Source organism: Saccharopolyspora galaxeae, from assembly GCF_016526145.1.
GTDB classification, from domain to species: domain Bacteria; phylum Actinomycetota; class Actinomycetes; order Mycobacteriales; family Pseudonocardiaceae; genus Saccharopolyspora_C; species Saccharopolyspora_C galaxeae.
The window spans coordinates 648,128-671,155 of record NZ_JADDUE010000001.1; the positions used below are offsets into that span (position 1 = coordinate 648,128).

Below are 23,028 nucleotides of genomic sequence, written 5' to 3' on the forward strand. Positions count from 1 at the left end.
CTGTAAGCAGTCTCTAGCAATCGCAATCTAGTAGCAACAGCGAGACAAGTGCATTCCGGGCCGACTTGATCTGGATCACCAGGTGGTTGCGCTGGGGATCAGTCGACGGGCCAGGTGTGCACGGGTTCGGCGGAGTCGGTCAGCGCGACGTAGCGGCGCAGCATCCCCGCCAGCGCGGACTGCCGGTCGTGGCCCGCGCGCTGCAAACCGCCGACGACTTCCCGCTGCCACGACGAACCGGTCTGCCTGCGCAGGCAGCGGGCCTCGATGATGCCGAGGTGGTGCTCGCGCGCCGCGTCGGAAACCCCGCACGCGCGCAGGCCCTCGTGCGCCATCGGCAGCAGTTTCCGCAGCACCAGCTCTTCCGGCGCGATCCAGCCCAAGCCGGGCCAGTACAGGTGCCCGTCCATGCCGTGCCGGGCGCCGGTGTAGAAGTTCTCCTCGGCCGCCGCGAACGACATCTGCGTCCACACCGGGCGGTCGTGCTCGGTCAGCGCGCGCTGCGCGCCGTAGAAGAACGCCGCGTTGGCCAGCACGTCCACCACGCTCGGGCCGGAGGGCAGCACCCGGTTCTCCACCCGCAGGTGCGGCACTCCGTCCACGAGGTCGTAGACCGGGCGGTTCCACCGCCAGATGGTGCCGTTGTGCAGCCGCAGCTCGGCCAGCGTCGGCGCCCGCCCGGAGTGCAGCGCCGCCACCGGGTCCTCGTCCTCCGGTTCGGGCAGCAGCGCTGGGAAGTAGCGCACGTTCTCCTCGAACAGGTCGAAGATCGAGGTGATCCAGCGTTCCCCGAACCACACCCGGGGCCGCACGCCCTGGTTCTTCAACTCCTGCGGGCGGGTGTCGGTGGCCTGCTGGAACAGCGGCACCCTGGTCTCGTGCCAGAGCGCCTTGCCGAGCAGGAACGGTGAGTTCGCGCCGATCGCCAGCTGCACCCCGGCCAGGCACTGCGCGGCGTTCCAGTGCGCGGCGAAATCCTCCGGTGCGATCTGCAGGTGCAGCTGCACGGAGGTGCACGCGGACTCCGGCAAGATCGAATCGGCGTAGCACAGCAGCCGTTCCGGGCCGCCGTCGGACAGCGGCGCGCCCTCCATGTCCAGCCGCATCTCCTCGCCCTTGGCGGCGAAGATCTGGTCGTTGAGCTGCGAGTAGCGCGGCGCGCGGGACAGCCAGTTCGGATCGAAGTGGTTGCGCCGCAACGTCGGCAGCGTGCCGATCATGACCAGCTTCGCGTCCGCGTCCCGCGCTTTGCCGTCCGCGTCCAGCAGCGCCTCGCGCAGCTCCTGCTCCAGTTCCAGCGCGCCGTCCCCGGCCAGCGCGCGCGGCCGGACGTTCAGCTCGATGTTGTGCTGGCCGAGTTCGGTGGTGAACGCCGGGTCGCTGATCTTCTCCAGCACCACGGAGTTCGACATGGACGGTTCCATCCGCTCGTCGACCAGGCTCAGCTCCATCTCCAGCCCCATTTGCTGGTGCGGGAAGGAGAAGTTGCCGTCGGCGAGCATCCGGGCCAGCGCGTCCAGGCCCCGCTGCATCTTGTCCCGGTAGCGTTGCCGGTCGACGGGCTTGAACGCCCGGTTGGTCACGTGCTTACCCATGCCGTCTCCCCGCTCGGTCGGCCAGCACGCTGCTCGGCGGACAACCACGGTGGCACATCGGTACCCGGCGGACCAGCGTCCAAAACGGTGTTCGATCCGCGGCCCGGCGCACCCCGCGTGACCAGCGGGAAGACGGCGATGGGAAGAACGCCGGTGGTCAGCCGGATGCGGTGGTGAGCCGGTCCAGCTCGTCCGCGGTCAGCTCCAGCTCGGCCGCGCTCAGCAGTGCGCCGAGCTGGCCGGTGTTGCGGGCGCTGGCGATCGGCGCGGCCACGTTCGGCCGAGCGCGCAGCCACGCCAACGCCACCGCAGCCTCCGGAACGCCACGCAGCGTCGCCACTTCCTCCAGCGCGGTGAGCACCTTGACGCCGCGCTCGTCCAGGTAGCCGCGGGCACCTTCGGCGCGCGGGCTGTCCGAACTCGTGTCGCCCGGCCGGTACTTGCCGGTCAGGAAGCCCTTGGCCAGCGCGAAGTAGGGCAGCACCGGCAGCTTCTCGCGCTCGGCCAGCGGTGCGAGGTCGTCCTCGTACCCGGCGCGCTCGACGAGGTTGTAGTGCGGCTGCAGCGCTTGGTAGCGGGCGAGCCCGTGCTGGTCCGAGATGGCCAGCGCGCTCTCGAGCCGCTGCGCGCTGAAGTTCGACGCCGCCAGGTGCCGCACCTTGCCGCTGCGCACCAGCTCGTCGAACGCGGCCATCGTTTCCTCCTGCGGCACGGACTCGTCGTCCCGGTGCGCGTAGTAGAGGTCGATGTGCTCGACGCCCAGGCGGCGCAGCGAATCCTCCGCGGCCGCGCGGATGTTCTGCGCCGAGAGGCCGGGGCGGTCCGGCAGCATCCCGACCTTGGTCGCGATGACCACCTGGTCGCGGGTGCCGCGGCTGCGCAGCCACTCGCCGATCAGCGCCTCGGACTCACCGCCGGAGTTGCCTGGCGCGTTGGCCATGTACAGATCCGCGGTGTCCAGGAAGTTGCCGCCCGCGGCCAGGTAGGCGTCGAGCACCGCGAAGGTGTCGTCGCGGTCGGCGGTCCAGCCGAACACGTTCGTGCCGAGGCAGATCGGGAAGACGTCGAGGTCGGTAGCTCCGAGCTTGGCCATGGTTGCCTTTCTGGGTGATGGTTGCGCAGGCACCTGATCATCGGCGCCGGATGATCACTGCTCGACTGCGGGATTGCGCTCGGAGTCCGCGGCGGCCGCGCGATCGTTGCGCGCCGACCCGGCGACCACCTCCGTACCCGTGGCCCCGTGCCTGCCGAGCGTCACGAACACCACCAGCGCGGCGAGCACCACGCAGCACATCACTGTCGCCATCGGCAGCGCCGTCCCGGTTCCGCCGAGGCCGACCAGCGGCGCGGCCAGCGCGCCCACGATGAACTGGCTGACGCCCAGCAGCGCCGAGGCGCTGCCGGAGACGTCGCGGTTGTCGGCCAGCGCGAGCATCGTCGTGTTCGGCATCACGAAGCCCAGCGACGCCACCATCACGAACAGCGCCGCGAGCAGGAACGGCAGCGGCAGGTTCAGCAGCGCAACGCCCAGCAGCACCACGCCCGCGACCGCGGCCGCGGACAACGCCACCAGCAGCAGCTGCACCTCGTTCGCCACCCGGCCGACCAGCCGCGCATTGATCTGACCGGCGAGCACGATCCCGACCGCGTTCGCGCCGAAGGCCAAGCTGAACATCTGCGGCGACATGCCGTAGACGCCCTGCAGCACGAACGACGAACCGGAGATGTAGGCGAACATCGCCGACATGCCCAATCCGGCGGTCAGCGCGTTGCCCAGGAACGAACGCCGGGCCAGCAGGGTGCCGAAGGTGCGGAAGGTCGAACCGAGGTGCGCGGGCTGGCGCCACTCCTGGCGCTTCGTTTCCGGCAGCAGGAACGTGGACACCAGCAGCAGGAGGGTGCCGAACCCGGTCAGCACCACGAAAACGCCGCGCCAGGTGGTGTGCGTGAGGATCTGCCCGCCGATGACCGGCGCCAAGATCGGTGCCAGTCCGGTGACCAGCATCAGCGAGGAGAAGAACCGCGCGGCTTCGCGCCCCGAGTACAGGTCGCGGACCGTCGCGCGGGCGATGACCACGCCCGCCGCGGCGCCCAAGCCCTGCAACCCGCGCAGCGCCGCCAGCGCGTACACCGAGCCGGACAGCGCGCACAGCACGGACGCCGTGATGTAGACGGCCAGTCCGATCAGCAGCGGGCGCCTGCGGCCGACCGAGTCGCTGATCGGCCCGGCGACGAGCTGGCCGAGCGCGAGCCCGAGCAGCACGGCGGTCAGCGTGAGCTGCGACTGCGCAGCGGACGCCCCGAGCTCGCTGCTCAGCGCGGGCAGCGCGGGCAGGTACATGTCGATCGACAGCGGCCCGAACGCCGTCAGCCCGCCCAGGATGAGCGCGAAGCGGACCTTGCTCGGGGCCTTCCGGCGCGGCCGGTCGGCGGTGCGGTTGGTTTCGGGGTCGTCGTGGCTGGCTTGCTGGGCCGGGGACATGCGACTCCTCTGGCTCGGCCGGACCTTCGAGTTGCTAATTGCCCGCTACAACCAACAAGATCGTCGGTCTGGTTATGCCCGTCCTGCGTTCGATTTCTGCTGTGAACTGAGTCATCGGCCCCTCGGCCGAGCCGATCACGAGGCCGTGCGGGCGACGACCCGCCCAATGCCAAAATGACCGGGTGGCGCGCGTGTTCGAGGTGACCGAGGTCGACGACCCACGGGTCGACGACTTCCGGGACCTGTCCACCGCCGACCGCCGCCCGGACCGCCCTGGCGGGCGCGGCCTGGTGATCGCTGAAGGCGTGGTGGTCGTCGAGCGGCTGCTCGCCTCGCCGTACCCGGTGCGCGCGCTGCTCGGCGTGCGGCGGCGCATCGACGCGCTCGCCGACCAGCTCGCGGAGGTCGACGTGCCCGCCTACGTCGCGGACGCGGACGTGATGGCGCGCGTGGTGGGGTTCCACCTCAACCGCGGGGTGCTCGCCGTCGCCGACCGCGCGGAGCCGGTCGACCCGGACGCGCTGATCGCCCGCGCACGACGGCTCGCGGTGCTCGAAGGCGTCGGTGACCACGAGAACCTGGGTGCGCTGTTCCGCAACGCCGCCGCGCTCGGCGTCGACGGGGTGTTGCTCGGTGCCGGATGCTCCGACCCCCTCTACCGGCGCAGCATCCGCGTCTCGATGGGGCACGTGCTGCGTGTGCCGTTCGCCCCGCTGGACCCCTGGCCCGCCGGGTTGGAACGGCTGGCCAACGGCCACCGGGTCGCCGCGCTGACTCCGCGCGCGGACGCGATGCCGCTGAGCAGGGCCGGGCTCGACAGCGGACCGGTGGCGATCGTGCTCGGCTCGGAAGGCCCCGGCCTGACCGAGGAGGCCATCACCGCAGCGGACGTCGCGGTGCGCATCCCGATGCACCAGGACGTCGATTCCCTCAACGTCGCGACCGCCGGGGCGATCGCGTTCCACGCGATGAGCGGTGCGGCCGGATGAGCGGCGCGACGATGCAGCGTTCCAGGTGGGAACTGCGCGTGCGGCAGGGACGTGCCGTGCTGATCGGGCGCGGAGACGGCGGAGATCGCTCCACCCGAGGCGTGCGCGAGTACGACCCGGCGAAGCTTCCGCTACCGCCCGCGCTGGCCGCGGCCATGCACGAGTGGGCGCAAGTGGTGCACGGCGTCGCCGCTGATCAGCAGGTCGCAGGCGAAACCTCGGCGACGCTGATGTCCCGCCGCGGGCGCCAGCTCGCCGCCCGGCTGGCGGCCGAGACCGGCGCCGAAGTCTGCTACTGGGATCCGGCTCGCGGCCGGGTCAGCAGGATCGGCCGGGTGAGCCGTGCGCCCGGCGCCCAGGAACCCACGCCGTGGGGCACCGGGCTCACCGTCACCGCCTTCGTCGCAGCACTCGTCGTGGTCGCGCTGGTGGTGGTCAGCCTGGGGCTGGCCGAGGTGAGCGTGCTGCTGGCGGTGATCGTCAACCTGGTCGTGGCCGGCGGGTTCGCGCCGTCGATCTGGCTGGGCAGGCGGGTACCGGTGTGGCGGTGGGTGGCGTTCGGCACCGCGATCGGCGTCGTGCTCGCGTGGATCGCCTTGGCGCTGTCCGCGCTCGGTTGAGTCCGGAGCGCGCGGCGAAGACAGCCGCCTCGACGCCCGGCCGAAGCGCCGCTCGTCCCTATCACCGCACGGCAGACCGCGAACGCGGAGTCCGGCCGGCCCGTCGGCGCGCGCGAAGCGGTTCAGCGATGGGAGCGGACCCCGAGCAGCACGTCCTCCCAGGACGGAACGATCGGGTGGTTCTTGCGCCGCCGCGCAGGCTCGGTGTTGCGGGCCGCCTCGTCCTCGATCGCTTCCACGTCGTCCTCGTCGGCCTGCTCGACCAGCCCGGCGGGCGGCTCTTCTTCCTGCTCGGACGTGGCCTGCGGCTGCGGTCCGGTGTCCAGGTCCAGCGCCGGAACCGTCGGAGTCGGCTCGGCGACCGCGGTCGGCTCTGCGACCGGAGCGGGTGTGCTGACCGGCTCCTCCGGCTCCTCCGCGAGTTCTTCCGCGCCTTCCTGCTGCTCCAGCTCCAGCGCCTCGCGGGCCAGCGCGGTCACCGGGCGCACCGTGCGCAACGGCCGGTTCGGCGACGGATCCAGCAGGTCGGTGGCGTGGTCGTCGATCGCGGCGACGGTGCCGCCGTGCGCACCGGGGTGGAAGACCCAGTGCGCCCGGTTCTCCGAACGACCCGCCTGCCACTGCAGCCGCACGACCCATTTGCCGTCGTCCCCGCGCCAGGCGTCCCAGTCGGCGTCGCTGAAGTCGTGCCCGCGCATCCCGAAGGTGTGCGCGACGACCTCGCCGAGGGTCTGGACGTCCGGGCCGTCCTCGCGCACCGGGTGCGCGCGCTGCGAACGCTCCGCGATCTGGGCGCGTTCCAGCAGCACCGGATAGGCGTAGCGCTCGACCCGCTGCTCCGGCACGCCGGAAGAAGCCGCGACGTCCTCGACGGAGGCGCCCGCCCGGATGCGGGCCTGGATCTCGCGGGGGCGCAGTTGCGCCTCCATCTCGATCTGCACCTGGCCCAACCGGGTCAGATCACCGCGCGCGGCCGCGCGCAGTCGCTCGTCGGCGGGCACCGAAAAACGGTCGCCGTTCTCCGGGTCCTCGCAGATGACGGTCTCACCGTCCTCGTCAAGCCCGACCACCCGCAGCGCGCGCATACGCCAGCCTCCCCGGTCACTGTCGTCACCAAGCTGTGACCGTAACCCGGCGTGCCCGCTTGACGGAGGGGGCGCGCCGGGTTCGGTGTCGCTTCGTGACCATCCTCTCCGTCCCCGATCTTGCCTGAATGGCGGTCGACTTGCGAACTCGTGGCCGAACCCGGCCGCCGTGTTGATCACTGCAAGTGATCGATCTCAGTTCGGGGACACGGACGTGTCGGCCGCTATGGTGCGCCGACGACCTCGGGAGACCGGCTGCGCCGCGCTCAGGAGAGCTGCGAAACCACCCAGTCGATGGACCTCGTCAGCGCGGTCACGTCGTCCGGCTCGATCGCCGGGAAGGTGCCGATCCGGAGCTGGTTGCGCCCCAGCTTGCGGTACGGCTCGGTGTCCAGGATCCCGTTCGCCCGCAGCGCCTTGGCGATCGCGGCCGCGTCGATCGACTCGTCGAAGTCGATGGTGCCGACCACCTGCGAACGCTTCGCCGGGTCCTGCACGAACGGCGTCGCGTGCTCCGACGCCTCCGCCCACTGGTACAGCCGCTGCGAAGACTCGCGGGTGCGCGCGACGCACCAGTCCAGCCCGCCGTTGGAGTTCATCCAGTCGATCTGGTCGGCCAGCAGGAACAGCGTGGCGACCGCCGGGGTGTTGTAGGTCTGGTCCTTGCGGGAGTTGTCCAGCGCCGTGGTCAGCGACAGGAACTCCGGCACCCAGCGGTCCGAAGCGCCGATCTCGCCGATCCGCTCCAGCGCGGCCGGGCTCATCGCGGCCAGCCACAGCCCGCCGTCCGAGGCGAACGACTTCTGCGGGGCGAAGTAGTAGACGTCAACGTCAGCCGGGTCGACCGGAAGGCCGCCCGCGCCCGAGGTCGCGTCCACCGCGATCAGCGCGTTTTCCGAACCGGCGGGACGGGTCGGCGGCAGCATCACGCCGGTGGAGGTCTCGTTGTGCGCCCAGGCGATCAGGTCCGCGCTCGGGTCGGACACCGGTGCGGGGGCGTCGCCGGGCTCGGCGGAGACGACCACCGGGTCGCCGAGGAACGGCGCGTCCGTGGTGGCCTTGGCGAACTTCTGCGAGAACTCGCCGTAGGTCAGGTGCAGCGCGCGCTCCCGCACCAGCCCGAACGCCGCGGCGTCCCAGAACGCGGTGGTGCCGCCGACGCCGAGCACGATCTCGTAGCCCGCGGGCAGCGAGAACAGCTGGGACAGGCCCTCGCGAACCCTTCCGACCAGCGACTTCACCGGCTTCTGCCGGTGCGAGGTGCCCATCACCCAGGCGCCTTCGTCGGCGAGCCGGGCGAGCTGCTCGGTGCGCACCTTGGACGGGCCGCAGCCGAAGCGGCCGTCGGAGGGCGTGAGCTCGCTGGGCAGTTTCAGGGTCGTCGGGTCGGTCTCGGCCTGCGTCATTCCGGCGCCTCCGGTGGTCGTTCGGGTCGGCTTGGCTCGCGGTTACCCCGATGTCGGGGTGCGGCGCGTCCGGGTGCGGCGGATCGGGGTTCGGGTGGAACCCGGATCGCCCGGGATGACCGGCGGCGTTGCCGGTTCCTGTGGCGGCGCGTTGCGGCGGCGTGTCCGGAAGGTGAACGCCGGCCGCGGCGCCCGAGCCGGTGGGCAACTTACTGCCCGGGGCGCGCTTTGGCCAGCATGCGGAGTGCGCGAGGAGCCTGTTCGGATGCTGTGACCAGGGGTTTCAGCGGTAGGTTCGCGGTCCGGAGGGCTGGCGCGCAGGAGCTCAGGACGGCGTTGCGAGCGGTTCGCCCGCGCCTTGGCCGGGTTCGGCCGGGCGGCTGCTGATCCACCCGATCAAGCTATGGCGAACGGATGTTCGGGTCCGGATACTCGAAAACATGAGCGAACACGCGGTCTTCCGGCGAGCAGCCCACTGGCGATCGATCCACTGCCGATCCGTCAAGCGATCAAGCGAGCAAACCCGCCAACGGGCCCGGCGCCCAGCGATCCTGGCCGCGGCGGCCCTGACTGCAGCGGTCCTGACTGCAGCGGCGCTGGCTGCTGCAGCGGCGCCGCGTCCTCCGAGTCCGCGTCGTGGGAGAAGGAGCTGCCACGGGAGCGGTGGCGGGCCGCCGGCCGGCCCGCCACTCCCGGTCTCATGCCACCGCGACCGGCAACGGCGAGACGGAGTCCCAGCCGTCGACCTGCTGCGGCGAGCGGGCCTCCGGGCCGACGTAGTGCGCCGACGGCCGCACGAGCCGCCCGGTGCGCTTCTGCTCCAGCACGTGCGCGGACCAGCCCGCGGTGCGGGCGCAGGTGAACATCGCGGGCATCATCTCGGTCGGAACCTGCGCGAAGTCCAGGATCACCGCGGCCCAGAACTCCACGTTCGTCTCGATCGGGCGGTCCGGGCGGCGCTCCCGCAGCACCTCGAGAGCGGCGCGCTCCAGTTCGGCGGCCGCTTCGAAGCGGGGCGCGCCGAGCTGCTCGCAGGTGTTGCGCAGTACCCGGGCTCGCGGGTCCTGCGCGCGGTAGACGCGGTGACCGAATCCCATCAGCCGGTCGCCGCGGTCCAGGATGGACTCGACGACCTTGCGCGCATCGCCGGTGCGCTCGGCTTCAGCCAGCATCGGCAGCACTCGCGCGGGAGCGCCGCCGTGCAGCGGACCGGACATCGCACCGACCGCGCCGGAGATCGTGGCCGCGACGTCGGCGCCGGTGGAGGCGATGACACGGGCGGTGAACGTGGAGGCGTTCATGCCGTGCTCGGCGGCGGAGACCCAGTAGGCGTCGAGCGCCTGCACGTGCGCCGGGTCCGGCTCGCCGCGCCAGCGGGTCAGGAACCGCTCGGTCACCGTGGCGCACTCGTCGACGCGGTTCTCCGGTACCCGCGGCAGGTCCTCGCCGCGGGCGGACTGCGCCACGTAGGAGAGCCCGAGGGTGGTGGTCCGGGCGAGCTGGTCGCGGGCCTGCTCGTCGGTGATGTCCAGCAGCGGCTCGAACCCGTAGGCGGGTGCCAGCATCGCGATCGCCGCTTGCGCATCCACCCGCACGTTGCCGGTGCGCACCGGCAGCAGTGCCGGGCCGGTGGCGGGCAGGCCGCCGCCGAACCGGCCGTCGACCAGCAGCTGCCACACGTCGCCGAAGGACACCCGACCGGCCAGGTCCTCGACGTCCACGCCTCGGTAGCGCAGCGCACCGCCGTCCTTGTCCGGTTCGGCGATCTCGGTCTGGAATGCGACCACGCCTTCCAGGCCGGGGCGGAAGTCGGTGGGTTCGTTGCTCATGGTGGCCTCGTCTCCTCGTCGAGTCGTTCCGGGCGGCCGCGCGCGGGACGCGCGGCGGGACGTGGCGGGGTGCATGAGCACGAGGACTTCAGCGGTCGCGGTCGCAGCCTGTGCTGTGCCGGTAACAGTGCACCCGCCGGAGGCGGCGAGGCAATCGCCGCGAAGTCGCCGACGACCTCGGAATGGCGAAGATCACACGGCTTGCGGCGCCCGGTGGATATGACATTTCGAAGAATGGCCCGCAATGCCGGATCAATTCCTGTTTCGCACTGCCACTACGCAGCGGTGGCGGCGTCGCAGCGGCATTGTGCGCCCCGCTCGGCAGAACGCCCGGTCCGCGGCCCTCCGCGATGTGGCCGGTGATCGCTGCAGGGCCCGGCGGGTGATCACTGCGCGACCAGGTCGGTGACCGGCGAACCCGGTGTTGACCAGGGCGCACGACTCTGCCGTCCGGGTGTGCGTGCGGTCACTGCATCGTTTGCGGAATCGATCGTGACCTTCGGCTCGGTTCGGCCTAGGTTCGGAGTCCGTTTACCGTCATAGCGGGTGCCGTGGCGCACCGCGACCGTCTCCGGGGACGGCGCGGCTCGTAACCTCCGGCGCTGCCGGTCGTCGGGCGCACACCAGTCGGGTCAGGGAGGAAGTTCGGATGTCGGAAAGCACCACGAGCACCGCCAACGGCACGTTGTCCGCCATGCGGGTGTCCTACGAGGCCGGCTCCCTGCAGGAGCACCTGCTCGCGCCCACCTGGCACGAGCAGCTGCGGGTGTGGTTCGACGAGGCGGTGCAGGAGCAGGTACCGGAACCGAACGCGATGGTGCTCGCGACCGCGGATGCCGACGGGTTCCCGTCCTCCCGGACCGTGCTGTGCAAGGGCTTCGACGAGCGCGGCCTGGTGTTCTTCACGAACTACACCTCCTCGAAGAGCCACGACCTGTTCGCCACCCGCGTCGCCGCCGCCACCTTCCCCTGGCTGACCTTGCAGCGGCAGGTGAACGTGCGCGGCGAGGTGGAGAAGGTGCGGCCGGAGGAGACCGCCGAGTACTGGGCGGTCCGGCCCCGCGGGTCGCAGCTCGGTGCCTGGGCCTCGCCGCAGTCCCGGGTGGTCAACGGACGCGACTCGCTGCAGTCGGCGCTCAACGGCATGGAACGGCGCTTCGCCGAGGCCGAGAAGGTGCCGGTGCCGCCGCACTGGGGCGGCTGGCGGATCCGGCCGGAGGCGGTCGAGTTCTGGCAGGGCCGTCCGGACCGGCTGCACGACCGGCTCCGCTTCCGGCGCGACGACGACAACTGGAGCGTGGAGCGGTTGGCTCCGTGATTCTGCGCCCTCGGGCAGCGCTGCGGACCGCTGACGGCGGGCGGCTCTGAAAGACCGGTCCGCAGTGCCGAGACCCAGCAGCACTGAAGACCTGCAGCACTGGAGGAGGCGGCGCTAAAACCAGCAGCGCTGACGCCTCGCAGCACTGACCCCGCGGGGTGCAAGATCGTCGGGATCACGTGTCCCATCGGTCGTTTTTGCCTTGCTGGGGCGGATTTCGACGCGATGCGGCCGGTCGGGTGCATCACAAATCGCGGTGTCCGCGATGCGTGCGATGGCTAGGCTGGCCGCTCGTGACTCAGCGCAGCGGTGGCACGGCGCAAACATCCGGAGGGTCCCGGCGGACGTTGCGGGGACTGCTCGGCAAGATCGTGCTGGACACCCGGCCGCTGCGGTATCCCGCCTACCGGCGGTTGTGGATCTCCAGCATCGTGACCTCGGTGGGCGCCCAGTTCAGCGCGGTCGCGGTGCCCAAGCAGCTCTACGACCTCACCGGGAACTCGGCCTACGTCGGATTGGCCGGGGTGTTCGGTCTCGTCCCGCTGCTGGTGTTCGGGCTCTGGGGCGGCGCGGTCGCCGACACCGTGGACCGGCGCAAGCTGTTGCTGTTGACCAACTCCGGGTTGGCTTTCACCTCGATCCTGCTGTGGCTGGTGGCCGCCTCCGGGGTGGGTTCGGTGTGGCTGGTGCTGGTGCTGTTCGCCGCGCAACAGACGTGCTTCGCGGTGAACATGCCGACCCGCAGCGCCGCCATCGCCCGGTTGATCCCGGCGCCGCTGCTGCCGTCGGCGCAGGCGCTGGGCTCGACGATCTTCCAGCTCGGTTCGATCGTGGGTCCGTTGCTGGCGGGGGCGTTGTTGCCGTTGCTGGGCTTGTCGGTGCTCTACCTCGTGGACGCGTTGGCGCTGACCGTGGCGGTATGGGCGGTGTTCCAGCTGCCCGCGCTGCCGCCGCTGGACGGGGCGCCGACCTCGGCCGGGCTGCGGTCGGTGCTCGACGGGTTCCGCTACCTGGGCGGGCACGCGGTGCTGCTGGCGTCGTTCCTGATGGACATCATCGCGATGGTCTTCGGGATGCCGCGGGCGCTGTACCCGGAGCTGGCCGAGCGAGTGTTCGGCGACCCGCCCGGCGGCGGTGCGGCGCTGGGTGCGTTGTACGCGGCGATCCCGCTGGGCGCGTTCGCGGCCGGCGTGCTGTCCGGTTGGCTGCACCGGATCCAGCGGCACGGGGTCGGAGTGACGACCGCCGTGGTCGCCTGGGGTGTGGCGATCGTGGGCTTCGGGCTCGCGGACTCGCTGTGGCTGGCCGCGTTGTTCCTGGCCGTCGGCGGCGCGGCCGACCTGGTGAGCATGGTCTACCGCAGCGCGATGTTGCAGGCCGCGGCCACCGACGAGATGCGCGGACGCATCCAAGGCGTGTTCACCGTGGTGGTGGCGGGCGGTCCACGGCTGGCCGACGTGCTGCACGGCGCCGGCGGCTCGGCCGCGGGTGCGCAGGCCGCGAGCGCGGTGGGCGGCGTACTCGTCGTGGTGTTCGCGGCGCTGGCGGCGGTGTGCCTGCCCGCTTTCTGGCGCTACCGCGCGCCGACCGAATAACCACCGGAACGGAGCAGTACCTGCCTCCAGCGGTGACGGAACGGACTCGGTTTCGCCCGGTGACTCTTCCGATCGCGTTGCTTCCGGGCGCCCGCGAGACGGCGGGAAACCCGGATTCGCGGAGTCCGCTGCGCCGTTCGCACCAGCCCGGCGCGGCGCGGTGGCAGCGCGTTCCGCAGGGCCGCCACAAGATCGCCTGGACGTGGCGGGCACACTCTCCTGCCATGGCGAACGACACGACCGAGCAAGGCGAGGCTCCGGACGGTGCGCAGCCCGGCCTGAAACGGGTCATGGGGCCGAAACTGCTGCTGTTCTTCGTGGTGGGCGACATCCTCGGCACCACCGTGTACTCCCTGACCGGCAAGGTCGCAGGCAAGGTCGGCGGGGCGTTGTGGGTCCCGTTCGTGGTGGCTTTCGTGGTCGCCTTCCTGACCGCGTGCAGCTACCTGGAACTGGTCGGCAAGTACCCGAAGGCCGGTGGCGCTCCGCTGTACGTGCACCGCGCGTTCGGCGTCCACTTCATCACCTTCCTAATCGCGTTCGCGGTGATGTGCTCCGGCATCACTTCGGCCTCGTCGGCCGCGCAGGCGTTCAGCGGTGACTACCTGGAAGAGATCTTCCCGGTCAGCAGTCCCGTCGCGCTGATCATCGGGCTGTTGTTCCTGATCGTGCTAGCCCTGATCAACTTCCGGGGCGTGGGCGAGTCGGTGAAGATGAACGTGGTGCTGACGTTCATCGAGCTGTCCGGGCTGGTGATCGTGATCGGCTTCGGCGCCTACGCGCTGCTGGCGGGCAGCTCCGACCCGAACGTGCAGCCCGACCCGAGCAGGCTCACCCAGTTCTCCACGGATTCCTCGCCGCTGTTCGCCGTCACGTCGGCGACCGCGCTGGCGTTCTTCGCGATGGTCGGTTTCGAGGACTCGGTGAACATGGCCGAGGAGACCCGCGACCCCGTCAAGACGTTCCCGCGCGCGCTGCTGTTGGGCCTGGGCATCACGGCCGCGATCTACCTGGCGATCGCCGTGATCACGTCCACGCTGGTGCCGACCGATGAGCTCGCCGCGTCCTCCGCGCCGCTGCTGCTCGTGGTCGAGGCCGCGGCGCCGTGGTTCCCGGGCATCCTGTTCTCCGTCATCGCGCTGTTCGCGGTCACCAACACCGCCTTGATGAACATGCTGATGGCCAGCCGGCTCGTGTACGGCATGTCGAACGAGCGGATCATCCCTTCGGCGTTCGGCCGGGTGCACCGCAGCAGGCAGACGCCGTGGGTGGCGATCCTGTTCACCAGCTTGCTCGCGGTGGTGCTGGTGAGCACGTTGAACATCGAGGACTTGGGCAGCACCACCTCGCTGCTGCTGCTCGCGGTGTTCGCGGTGGTCAACATCGCGGTCTTGGTGCTGCGCCGGGAGAAGGTCGAGCACGAGCACTTCAAGGCACCCACCTGGGTTCCGGTGCTCGGCGCGATCCTGTGCGCGTTCTTCGCCAGCCCGCTGTCCGGCCGCCCGGTCGACGAATATCTGATCGGCGGACTGCTGCTGCTGGTCGGCGTGGTGTTCTGGGTGGTCAACCGGCTGATCGTGGGACGGGTCGAGTTCGACCCGGAGGCGTTGAACAAGTAGCCCGCAGCCTTCGCGAAGCCCCGTTCCCGCCGCGGGAATCCGCGCGGGAACGGGGCTTTCGTTCGGCCACGCCGCGGCGCCGGAAGCTCTAGAGTGGTCGGCGTGAATGATCCAGTTCCCGCGACCGGCCGCCAGTTCGAGATCGCGCACGGCGCGGCCCGCGCGGTGGTCACCGAGGTCGGGGCGGCGCTGCGCGCGTTCGAGGTGGACGGGGTGGCGTACTCCGAGAGCTACCACCCGGACCGGCTGCCGCCGGGCGCGGCGGGTGGGGTGCTGGTGCCGTGGCCGAACCGCGTCGCCGACGGCCGCTGGGTGCTGGAGCGCGAGCCGCAGCAGCTCGCGCTGACCGAGCCGGACCGGCACAACGCCATCCACGGCCTGCTGCGGCACACGGTGTGGACGGTCGTGGAGCACGCGGAGTCGACGATCGTGCTGCACGCGATGGTCCCGGTGCAGCCGGGCTGGCCGGTGCCGCTGCTGACCTCGATCGGCTACGCGCTGGACGAGTCGGGGCTGACCGTCACGCACACCGTGGAGAACCTGGGCGCCCGCGCCGTCCCGTTCGGCGTCGGGGTGCATCCGTACCCGCGGGCCGGTTCGGCCGAGACCGACGACTGCACGTTGAAACTGGCCGCGGCGACGGTGCTGCCGGTGGATCCGGAGCGGCTGCTGCCGGTGCGCCCACCGCGTTCGCTGGAGGGGGACGAGCAGGAGTTCCGCCGCGGCCGCAGGCTCGCCGGGGTGCTGCTGGACACCGCGTTCGGCGGTGCGGAGCCGCTGCCGGACGATCCGGATGAGCTGGTGCGGCACTCGCTCACCGCGCCTTCCGGGCACGGTGTCGAGCTGTGGGCCGATCCGGTGTTCAAGTGGGTGCAGGTCTACACGGCCGACGAGTTCCCCGGCCGCGGCCGCGCGGTCGCGATCGAGCCGATGACCTGCCCGCCGGACGCGTTGAACTCCGGCATCGACCTGATCACGCTGCCACCGGGGGAGAACTGGATCGCCCAGTGGGGCCTGCGCCCGTTCTGACGGCCGCCGGGTGCCGTGCCCGGTAAGACTAGTTGGGCCATTCGGGTGTCATCGCCGAATTCGCGCCCCTCCTGGTGCGCGCGTCGTTAAGTTGCGGCAGGTCTCAGGATCGGCGCAATGATGATGGGAATGTGCTCTTGCTGAAAAGAATCGCCGTCTTCGGCGCGGCTGTTGCCCTTACGATGTCGTTTCCCGGCTTAGCGCAGGCGGATACTGAGCCTGCGGGCCCAGCGGCTCGGACGACCGTCCTCAAGTACAGCGGCGGCGAGTGCGAGATGAAGTCCGACAACCCGCACTGGTCGCGAGGAGCCCAGTCGGTGATCTTCAAAACTCGGGTCGAGTGCGCTGGTACCGAGGCGCCGACCGTGCGGATCACCGGCGACATGTTCTACGTGGAGGGCGGTCTTCCCGGTCTTCCGTCGGATGCCCCGACGCGCCCGGTCGGGCATTCCGAGCTCCAGCAGGTGGTCCCGATCGGCGATACGGTCACCTATTACACGCCGCTTGAGGACGACCCCAGCAAACTGACTGCGTTGGGTACTTACCAAGGGACTGCTGTGGGAGAGATCGTGGCGCCTGTGCACAGCAATCTCAACCCCTTCACGACGGCGCGGGCATATGTCGTCCCGCGGCTATAGGATCGACCGATGTCGAATCGACAGGAGCCATCCGATAGGTGGGTACCGGACGCCAGGACGATTCACTGGGCGTTCGGGCGTTCCCACGAGGACCGGATCAAAGACGCCATTCGACTCGATGTCCGTGAACGCGGGCGCGACCTCGACCCGGATAGCGATGACTACTGGAAGCTCCTCGCGGAGGTCGCCATCGAGGCCGTTCTCTATGACCTCGTGGACATGGCGAAGGAGGAGGGCACGGCTTTCACCAGTGACACGTACCGGATCGTCGACGAACCAGGGCCTCGGTCATCGACCTGGCGCATGAAGTGAGCCGCGCGCTTCGGACGGGGCAGGGCGGCCGGTCGCGTCACTGAAGGGCAGCACCGCTGCACATGAGCATCAGGCGTCGGCGAGGTGCCGGGCGATGAGCATCCGCTGGATCTGGTTGGTGCCCTCGAAGATCTGCAGGACCTTCGCCTCCCGCATGTAGCGCTCGGCGGCGAAGTCCGTGGTGTAGCCGGCGCCGCCGAGCACCTGCACCGCGTCGGTGGTCACTCGCATCGCCGCATCGGTGGCGAGCAGCTTGGCCATCGATGACTGCATCCCGAACGGTTTGCCTGCGTCGCGCCGCCGCGCCCCGTCCAGGTAGGCCGAGCGGGCGGAGTGCACGGCGGCGGCCATGTCGGCGAGCAGGAACTCCACGCCTTGGAAATCGATGATCGGCTTGCCGAACTGCTGCCGCTGCCCGGCGTAGTCCACGGCCAGGTCCAGCGCCGCCTGCGCGAGCCCGACCGCGCAGGCGGCGATGCCGAGCCGCCCGGAGTCCAGCGCGTCCAGCGCGATCGCGAGCCCTTGCCCCTCGGCGCCGATCCGCCGCTCGGCGGGCACCCGTGCGCCCTCGAACCGCAGCTCGGTGGTGGGCGATCCGGTCAGCCCCATCTTGTGCTCCGGCGGGGCGGCGGAAAGTCCTTCGGTGCGCCCGTCGACCAGCAGGCACGTGATGCCGCGTGGTCCTTCGTCGGAGGTGCGCGCCATCAGCGCGTAGTAGTCCGCGACGCCGCCGTGGGTGATCCACGTCTTGGTGCCGGTGACGGTGTAGTCGTCGCCGTCGCGTTCGGCGCGGGTGCTGAGCGCGGCCGCGTCCGAGCCGGCGTGCGCCTCGGACAGCGCGTAGCCACCCAGCAGCTCGCCGCCGAGCATTTTCGGTAGCCACCGTTCGCGCTGCGCATCGGTGCCGTAGCGGGCCAGCGGGTAGCAGGACATGGTGTGCACCGACAGCCCGACGCCGACGGTCATCCAGGCGCTGCTGAGTTCTTCGAGCACCTGGAGGTAGACCTCGTACGGCTGGCCGCCTCCGCCGTGTTCTTCGGCGTAGGGCAGCCCCAACAGCCCGGAGGAGCCGAGCAGCCGGAACGCTTTGCGCGGGAAGTCCGCGCGCTGCTCGGCTCCGGCCGCGGCGGGCGCGAGTTCGTCCCGGGCGATGTCGCGGGTGAGCGCGATGAGGTCGGCGGCTTCGGTGCTGGGCAGCAGGCGGTCGACGGGCATGGCGCAGCTCCTGGTGCTCGGCGGAGCACGCGGTCCGAGCCCTGGCTCGAAAAATCTTCAGGTACTCCGCTGGGTACTATAGGATCAATCAGAGTACTGATGCCGTCGTGCGCGCACCAGCCCGCGGCACAGCTGGAAATTGCCCCTCCAACCGGGCTTGCGGCCCGGCTGTGGCAGTCTCGGCGCATGACCACCTCCGATCCGGGCGTGCGCAGCCCCGGCGGGACGCGCACGTCCGGCGTCGCGCGGTCCGGATCGCGAGCGCAACGCCGTGCGCAGCTGTTGGACCGGCTCTGCGAGCTGTTCCTCGCGGAGGGGTTCGCGCACTTCACCCTCGACGACCTGGCCGCGCACCTGCACTGCTCGAAGTCGACGCTGTACACGCTCGCGGGCAGCAAGGAGCAGCTGGCGGTGCGGGTCGTGGGGCACTTCTTCAAGACCGCCACCGCGGGAATCGAACGCGCCGTGGCCGACGCCGCCGACGTGCGCAGCAGGATGCGCACCTACCTCGACGCCGCGGCGGAACGGCTGCGCCCGGCTTCGCGCCAGTTCATGGCGGACATGGCCGCCAACCCGGCGACGCGCGCCAGCTACGAGGCCAACGCGCGAGCCGCCGCCGAGCACGTGCGCGGCTACATCCGCGACGGCGTGCGCGAAGGCGTGTTCCGCGAGGTGCACGCCGCGTTCGTCGCGGAGCTGGTCGGCAGCACCATCGGAGCGATTCAGCGCGGCGAGATCGCCGAGCGGACCGGCCTGTCCGACGCGGAGGCGTTCGCGGAGCTGTCCCGCTTCCTGCTCGGCGGCCTGTCCGAACCCGGTGCGGCGAACCCGCGGATCGACCCGCCCGAAGCGGGTGCCTGAACGTCCCGGGGATCTCCCGGTTCGGCGCAAGCCAGACTGGCCGGTAGCGCAGCAGCGCGGCCCGCGGCGGACAACCCACAGCGAAGCAGCCCGAAAGCAAGCCAGCCCAGAGCAACGGCAGCACGGAGGAAACGTGATCGTCATCGGCGGAGAAGCCCTCGTCGACCTCGTCCCGGACGCAGGCACTCCCGGCGGCGAGCTGGGGCCGCTGCACCCGCGGCTCGGCGGCGGGCCGTACAACGTCGCGATCGCGCTCGGTCGCCTCCAGGTGCCCACCGCCTTCTACGCGAAGCTCTCCACCGACCAGTTCGGCGAGAAGCTGGTGGACCGGCTGGTCGAGTCCGGCGTGCGCACCGACCTGGTGCAGCGCGGGCCGGAGCCGACGACGCTGGCGGTGGTGGGGCTGAGCGAGGACGGCTCGGCGCGCTACGTCTTCCACACCGCCGAGACCGCAGCGCGGCTGGTGGCCGACAGCGGGCCGTTCCCGGACGAGGTCACCGCCGTCTCGTTCGGCACGCTCGGCATGGTGCTGGAGCCCTCCGCGACGGTCTACGAGCAGGCGCTGTTCCGGGAGGCCGCCCGCGGCCGGTTCGTGGCACTGGACCCGAACATCCGCGCCGACCTGATCACCGACCCGGACGCCTACCGCGAGCGGTTCGAGAGCTGGCTGCCCTCGGTGCACCTGCTGAAGCTGTCGGTGGAGGACGCCGAGTGGCTGGCCGGCGGGCAGGACCTGGACGCGGCGCTGCGCCGCTGGCAGCGGGCCGGACCCGCGGGAGTGGTGCTGACCCGTGGTGCGGACGGGATTTCCGTGCTGGTCGGTGACGGTGCGCCGGTCGAGGTCGCGGGCGTGCGGGCCGAAGTCGCCGACACGATCGGCGCCGGTGACACGGTGCACGCGGCGTTGCTCGCGTGGCTGCACCGCAACGGTGCGTTGAGTCCGGAGGCGCTGCGCGAGCTCACTCCCGAGCAGTGGCGGGAGGGGCTCGGGTTCGCCGCCCGCGCCGCCGCGATCACCGTCTCGCGTCCGGGGGCCGAGCCGCCGACGGCCGCCGAACTGGACCGCTGACGATCTTGGTCGGGAGCTTTCCGACGCGTTGGGTGCACACCGGCGCGGGCGCCGGTTCCGGACGGTGATCAGGCTGGTTCGCCCCGCCCGGTCCGTCCGGATCGGCCGCTGCGTCAACCGGCCGAAGGGGGTGGCAGCATCCGGCCCGATCAACGATGTGATCGTGGTCCCACCTGCCCAAAAGGGCTAACACGATTGCTGCGCGAGGGGCCTGCAGCGGTCTAGCGTGACAACTGACAGGACCCCAACGGGGTGGTGCTGCGGCGGTCCGGAAGACCCCGGCCGACGCTTCGCCCGACCACGCTGCCGCGCCGGGGAGGTGCGCGCGTCGCCGCGGATGGCTCACCACCCCATTCACGAGCGCGAGAGGTTCCCGAATGCCCGACGAGACCGCCAAACGTACCGTCGCGCTGCGCTACGACGGTGGCGAGCACGAAATGCAGGTGACGCAGCCCACCGAAGGCTCGCCCGGTGTGGATCTCGGGAAGCTGCTGTCCCAGACCGGTTTGGTGACGCTGGACCCGGGTTTCGTCAACACCGCGTCCTGCGAGTCCAACATCACCTACATCGACGGGGACGCGGGTGTCCTGCGCTACCGCGGCTACCCGATCGAGGAGCTGGCCGCCAAGTCGAACTTCATCGAGGTCAGCTACCTGCTGATCTACGGTGAGCTGCCCACCCAGGCGCAGTACGACGAGTTCAACGACCGGGTCCAGCGGCACACCCTGCTGCACGAGGACCTCAAGCAGTTCTTCGACGGCTTCCCGCGCGACGCGCACCCGATGCCGGTGCTGTCCTCGGCGGTGTCCGCGCTGTCCACCTTCTACCAGGACAGCCTCGACCCGTTCGACGAGAACCAGGTGGAGCTGTCCACCGTGCGGCTGCTGGCGAAGCTGCCCACGATCGCCGCCTACGCCTACAAGAAGTCCGTCGGCCAGCCGTTCCTGTACCCGGACAACTCGCTGGGGCTGGTGGAGAACTTCCTGCGGATGACCTTCGGGTTCCCCGCCGAGCCCTACGAGGTCGACCCCGCGCTGACCCGCGCGCTGGACCTGCTGTTCATCCTGCACGCCGACCACGAGCAGAACTGCTCGACCTCCACGGTGCGGATGGTCGGCTCCTCGGAGGCGAACCTGTTCGCCAGCACCTCGGCGGGCATCAACGCGCTGTTCGGGCCGCTGCACGGCGGGGCGAACAGCGCGGTGCTGGAGATGCTGGAAGGCATCCACAACAACGGCGACGACGTGGATTCGTTCGTCAACCGGGTCAAGAACAAGGAGCCCGGTGTGAAGCTGATGGGCTTCGGGCACCGGGTGTACAAGAACTACGACCCGCGCGCGGCGATCGTGAAGAAGACCGCCGACGAGGTGCTGAGCAAGCTCGGCGCGAACGACCCGCTGCTGGACATCGCGATGCGGCTGGAGGAGCGGGCGCTGGCCGACGACTACTTCGTCGAGCGCAAGCTGTACCCGAACGTCGACTTCTACACCGGCCTGATCTACAAGGCGATGGGGTTCCCGACGAAGTACTTCACCGTGCTGTTCGCGCTCGGCCGGCTGCCCGGCTGGATCGCGCACTGGCGGGAGATGCTGGTCGACCCGGCCCGCAAGATCAGCCGTCCGCGCCAGGTCTACACCGGCGCGGCCGAGCGCTCCTACCAGCCCATCGGCGAGCGCTGAATCGAGCTCTGAATCGTCGGGCAGGCCCCGGACCGGCCATCGGCCGGTGCCGGGGCCGTTTCGCGTTCGCGGCCGTATGGTCCGGGCATGAGCGCACCCGCGATTCTGTGGTTCCGCCGCGACCTACGCCTCGGTGATCACCCGGCGTTGCAGGAAGCGGCCCGCCGCGGCCCGGTGATCGGGTTGTTCGTGCTGGACGAGGCGCTGCTCGGGCCGTCAGGGCCTGCGCGCCGCACGTTCCTGTACCGGTGCCTGCGGGAACTCGACGAGCAGCTCGGCGGGAAGTTGCTGGTGCTGCGCGGTGAGCCGGAGCGGGTGGTGCCGGAACTGGCCGAGCGGACGGGCGCGAGCAGCGTGCACGTCTCCGCCGACACCGGGCCGTACGGACGCCGCCGCGATGAGCGGGTCCGGGAAGCGCTGCGGGGCCGGGAAGCGCTGGGAGCCGATGTCGAGTGGGTGCCGACCGGTTCGCCGTACGCGGTCACCCCTGGCCGGATCACCAAGCGGGACGGCGCGCCGTACAAGGTGTTCACGCCGTTCCGCCGCGCATGGGACGAGCACGGCCGCCCGAAGCCCGCCCGCACGAGCGCGTCCGCTGCGGACTGGACGCTGCCGCGCCGGGTAGGTGCGGTGCCGATCCCGGACGACGAGGAACTCGGCGAACTGGTGCTGCCGCCTGCGGGGGAGTCCGCGGCGAAGAAGCGCTGGCGGGAATTCCTCAAGTCCACTGTGCACGAATACGAGCGGGACCGGGACCGCCCGGACCACGCCGGGACGAGCCGGATGTCGCCGTACCTGCGCTGGGGGTGCGTGCACCCGCGGACGCTGCTGGCTGATCTGGACGGGCGCGGCGGCGAAGGCGTCGACAGCTACCGCAACGAGCTGGCGTTCCGCGAGTTCTACGCCGATGTGCTGTGGCACTGGCCGGAAAGCGCGCGGCGCAACTTCGACGCGCGGTTCGACCGGATGCGGCTGGACACCGGCGCCGACGCCTGGGAGCGGTTCGAGGCGTGGTGCGCCGGACGCACCGGATTCCCCGTGGTCGACGCCGGGATGCGGCAGCTGCTCGCGGTCGGGTGGATGCACAACCGGATTCGCATGGTGGTGGCGAGTTTCCTGGTCAAAGACCTGCACCTGCCGTGGTGGTGGGGCGCCCGGCACTTCATGCGGCACCTGGTCGACGGGGACCTGGCCTCGAACCAGCACGGCTGGCAGTGGGCGGCCGGGACGGGCACCGACGCGGCGCCGTACTTCCGGATCTTCAACCCGATCACGCAGGGCACGAGGTTCGACCCGGACGGCGCCTACGTGCGCGAGTTCGTCCCGGAACTGCGCGGGCTCAGCGCCAAGTCGACGCACGAGCCGTGGAAACTGCCCGACGGGCCGCCGAACGGCTATCCCGGCCCGATCGTCGAGCACCACCACGAACGCCAGGAGTCCCTGGCCCGCTACGGCGAGATCAAGACCTGACCGGCGCGCCCGGCCGAGTTCCCCGGACTCAGCAATCGCAGCGAGCGAACGGACTGTTCGCCCGGTCTAGCCGGACCAACGGTCCGTTCGCTCCTGGAAGGACTGGGCGGAACGGGTGGCGTGCGGGCGTGTCGGCCCGGCACTCGCCCACCCGGAGTGCGCGAGCGAACGGACCGTTTGACCAATCTATTCGGACGAACAGGCCGTTCACTCCGGG

The 23,028-nt window shown here is 70.7% G+C and carries 19 protein-coding genes; 12 read left to right on the forward strand and 7 right to left on the reverse strand.

Annotated features, from left to right (window positions below):
- Positions 1–98 precede the first annotated feature (98 nt).
- From INP57_RS02925 to INP57_RS02935, 3 genes are all read right to left on the reverse strand, one after another.
- Positions 99–1,595, reverse strand: coding sequence for a glutamate-cysteine ligase family protein (locus INP57_RS02925; protein WP_200068403.1), 1,497 nt, complete (start codon positions 1,593–1,595; stop codon positions 99–101).
- A 157-nt stretch (positions 1,596–1,752) separates the two neighbouring features.
- Positions 1,753–2,688, reverse strand: a complete 936-nt coding sequence (locus INP57_RS02930; RefSeq protein WP_200068404.1) for an aldo/keto reductase — start codon at positions 2,686–2,688, stop codon at positions 1,753–1,755.
- Between the two features lie 54 nt (positions 2,689–2,742).
- Entirely contained in the window at positions 2,743–4,077 is a 1,335-nt protein-coding gene (locus tag INP57_RS02935; protein WP_200068405.1) for a multidrug effflux MFS transporter, read from the reverse strand.
- A 182-nt stretch (positions 4,078–4,259) separates the two neighbouring features.
- On the opposite strand from INP57_RS02935, the gene INP57_RS02940 reads away from it, so the two are divergent.
- Both INP57_RS02940 and INP57_RS02945 read left to right on the forward strand, forming a co-directional pair.
- A complete protein-coding gene (locus INP57_RS02940; protein WP_200068406.1) occupies positions 4,260–5,066 on the forward strand; it encodes a TrmH family RNA methyltransferase in 807 nt (268 codons plus the stop codon).
- Positions 5,063–5,686, forward strand: coding sequence for a DUF2537 domain-containing protein (locus INP57_RS02945; protein ID WP_233626610.1), 624 nt, complete (start codon positions 5,063–5,065; stop codon positions 5,684–5,686). Before INP57_RS02940 ends, INP57_RS02945 begins: the two co-directional genes overlap by 4 nt.
- Positions 5,687–5,808: 122 nt before the next feature.
- On the opposite strand, the gene sepH is transcribed toward INP57_RS02945, so the two are convergent.
- From sepH to INP57_RS02960, 3 genes are all read right to left on the reverse strand, one after another.
- Complete coding sequence (sepH, locus tag INP57_RS02950; RefSeq protein WP_200068407.1) at positions 5,809–6,771, reverse strand: septation protein SepH; 963 nt, start codon at positions 6,769–6,771, stop codon at positions 5,809–5,811.
- Positions 6,772–7,037: 266 nt separating this feature from the next.
- Complete coding sequence (gene serC / locus INP57_RS02955) at positions 7,038–8,177, reverse strand: phosphoserine transaminase (protein ID WP_200068408.1); 1,140 nt, start codon at positions 8,175–8,177, stop codon at positions 7,038–7,040.
- Between the two features lie 698 nt (positions 8,178–8,875).
- Positions 8,876–10,006: a citrate synthase 2 gene (locus tag INP57_RS02960; RefSeq protein WP_200068409.1), complete on the reverse strand. Its 1,131-nt coding sequence runs from the start codon at positions 10,004–10,006 to the stop codon at positions 8,876–8,878.
- Positions 10,007–10,655: 649 nt separating this feature from the next.
- Between INP57_RS02960 and pdxH the strand changes: the two genes are divergently transcribed.
- From pdxH to INP57_RS02990, 6 genes are all read left to right on the forward strand, one after another.
- Positions 10,656–11,324 carry a pyridoxamine 5'-phosphate oxidase gene (gene pdxH / locus INP57_RS02965; protein ID WP_200068410.1) on the forward strand — a complete coding sequence of 223 codons (669 nt, stop codon included), beginning with the start codon at positions 10,656–10,658 and terminating at the stop codon, positions 11,322–11,324.
- 293 nt (positions 11,325–11,617) lie between these two features.
- Entirely contained in the window at positions 11,618–12,919 is a 1,302-nt protein-coding gene (locus INP57_RS02970) for an MFS transporter (RefSeq protein WP_307849873.1), read from the forward strand.
- Between the two features lie 224 nt (positions 12,920–13,143).
- Complete coding sequence (locus INP57_RS02975; RefSeq protein ID WP_200068411.1) at positions 13,144–14,538, forward strand: APC family permease; 1,395 nt, start codon at positions 13,144–13,146, stop codon at positions 14,536–14,538.
- A gap of 102 nt (positions 14,539–14,640) precedes the next feature.
- A complete protein-coding gene (locus INP57_RS02980; protein ID WP_200068412.1) occupies positions 14,641–15,567 on the forward strand; it encodes an aldose 1-epimerase family protein in 927 nt (308 codons plus the stop codon).
- A gap of 275 nt (positions 15,568–15,842) precedes the next feature.
- Positions 15,843–16,205 (forward strand): hypothetical protein, encoded by a 363-nt coding sequence (locus tag INP57_RS02985; protein ID WP_200068413.1) that lies wholly within the window; start codon positions 15,843–15,845, stop codon positions 16,203–16,205.
- 9 nt (positions 16,206–16,214) lie between these two features.
- On the forward strand, positions 16,215–16,517 hold the full coding sequence (locus INP57_RS02990) for a hypothetical protein (protein WP_200068414.1): 303 nt from the start codon (positions 16,215–16,217) through the stop codon (positions 16,515–16,517).
- 69 nt (positions 16,518–16,586) lie between these two features.
- Here INP57_RS02990 and INP57_RS02995 read toward each other — a convergent pair whose 3' ends face one another.
- Positions 16,587–17,732 carry an acyl-CoA dehydrogenase family protein gene (locus INP57_RS02995; protein ID WP_200068415.1) on the reverse strand — a complete coding sequence of 382 codons (1,146 nt, stop codon included), beginning with the start codon at positions 17,730–17,732 and terminating at the stop codon, positions 16,587–16,589.
- 186 nt (positions 17,733–17,918) lie between these two features.
- On the opposite strand from INP57_RS02995, the gene INP57_RS03000 reads away from it, so the two are divergent.
- The 4 genes from INP57_RS03000 (at position 17,919) to INP57_RS03015 (ending at position 22,811) form a co-directional block, all read left to right on the forward strand.
- Positions 17,919–18,593: a TetR/AcrR family transcriptional regulator gene (locus tag INP57_RS03000; protein WP_200068416.1), complete on the forward strand. Its 675-nt coding sequence runs from the start codon at positions 17,919–17,921 to the stop codon at positions 18,591–18,593.
- A gap of 133 nt (positions 18,594–18,726) precedes the next feature.
- A complete protein-coding gene (locus INP57_RS03005) occupies positions 18,727–19,662 on the forward strand; it encodes a carbohydrate kinase family protein (protein WP_200068417.1) in 936 nt (311 codons plus the stop codon).
- A 377-nt stretch (positions 19,663–20,039) separates the two neighbouring features.
- Complete coding sequence (locus tag INP57_RS03010; protein WP_200068418.1) at positions 20,040–21,341, forward strand: citrate synthase; 1,302 nt, start codon at positions 20,040–20,042, stop codon at positions 21,339–21,341.
- 87 nt (positions 21,342–21,428) lie between these two features.
- Positions 21,429–22,811: a cryptochrome/photolyase family protein gene (locus INP57_RS03015; protein WP_200068419.1), complete on the forward strand. Its 1,383-nt coding sequence runs from the start codon at positions 21,429–21,431 to the stop codon at positions 22,809–22,811.
- The last annotated feature ends 217 nt before the right edge of the window (positions 22,812–23,028 follow it).